Annotated in this window: 1 protein-coding gene; it reads left to right on the forward strand. The window is 52.6% G+C overall.

Annotated elements, in window-relative coordinates; all coding sequences use genetic code 11:
• The first annotated feature begins 225 nt into the window (after positions 1 to 225).
• Complete coding sequence (locus KDK15_RS06830) at positions 226 to 1170, forward strand: tRNA-dihydrouridine synthase (protein WP_257294619.1); 945 nt, start codon at positions 226 to 228, stop codon at positions 1168 to 1170.
• Positions 1171 to 1282: the final 112 nt, after the last annotated feature.

Raw genomic sequence — 1282 nt, forward strand, 5'->3', positions numbered from 1 at the left:
ATAGATAGGTTTTCGTTAACTGCAACAAGCCCTTGCAGCCGTTCGACCACAGCACAATATATTGGTTCCCCCAGTGCCTGGCTGCAGCATACGCCAGAAATATTCGAGTCCATATGGTAAGCAATATCTTGCCAGGTGAAGTGAGTGTTATCTGTGAGTGCTCCTTATTTTATTATCAGGCCTGCTGGCGGTAGAATTGGTGCTTTTTCACTCAAGAGGCATGCCATGCGGTTGATACTGGCGCCGATGGAAGGCGTTATGGATCACGATATGCGGGATCTGCTCACCGGCATCAATACCTTCGATCTCTGTGTTACCGAGTTTGTCCGGGTAACGGATACGCTGTTGCCAAACCGGGTATTTTACCGTACCTGTCCGGAGCTGTTGCAGGGAGCAAAAACATCGAATGGTACACCTGTTCGTCTGCAGCTGCTGGGCAGTAACCCTGAATATATGGCACTGAATGCCCAGCGTGCAGTGAAGCTTGGCTCGCCGGGCGTGGACATAAACTTCGGCTGTCCATCAAAAACGGTCAATAAAAACCGGGGCGGGGCGATTTTGCTGCGGGAGCCGGATCAGCTGTTCAGCATTGTCAGGGCGGTTCGGGATGCCGTACCTGCAGACCTGCCGGTGACGGCCAAAATTCGTCTGGGTTATGAAGACAAATCTTTGTTCCTGGAAAATGCCCGTGCTGTTGAACAGGCAGGAGCCTCGGAACTGGCGGTGCATGCCCGGACGAAGGCAGAAGGCTATCGGCCACCGGCTCACTGGGAATACATTGGTAAAATTCGTGAAAACCTGGGGATTCCGGTGATCGCCAACGGCGAGATCTGGAATCATGAAGATGCCAGGCGCTGTATGGACGCCTCCGGCTGCTCTGACCTGATGGTCGGGCGGCCTTCTCTGGTAACGCCGAATATCACCACCATGATTCGGGAATCGGTCAGGCCGATGAGCTGGTATTCAGTGTTGCAGCTTATTCTGCAATTAAACGACAGAGATCGTAAAAATGGTAAATGGCAATACCATCCCTCCCGTCTGAAGCAGTGGCTTAATTATCTGCGTAAAGCGTATCCGCAAGCTCAGAACCTCTTTGAGCGAATCCGTTCCCTCCGTGAGGCTGATGCCATTGTGGAAATCCTCTGCTCTGACCTGGCAAGAGCGGCATAGGAATTGTCCCGGAATAAGTTCTGCATTTGACTGAGACTTGTTAAGTTCGTTGGCTGTTGGCTGCTGGCCGCAAAAGCACAAGCGGCCTGTCTTTTTCGGGCAGCGGGTGGCG

Origin of the sequence: Endozoicomonas sp. YOMI1 (assembly GCF_024606345.1) — a bacterium.
GTDB lineage: Bacteria > Pseudomonadota > Gammaproteobacteria > Pseudomonadales > Endozoicomonadaceae > Endozoicomonas.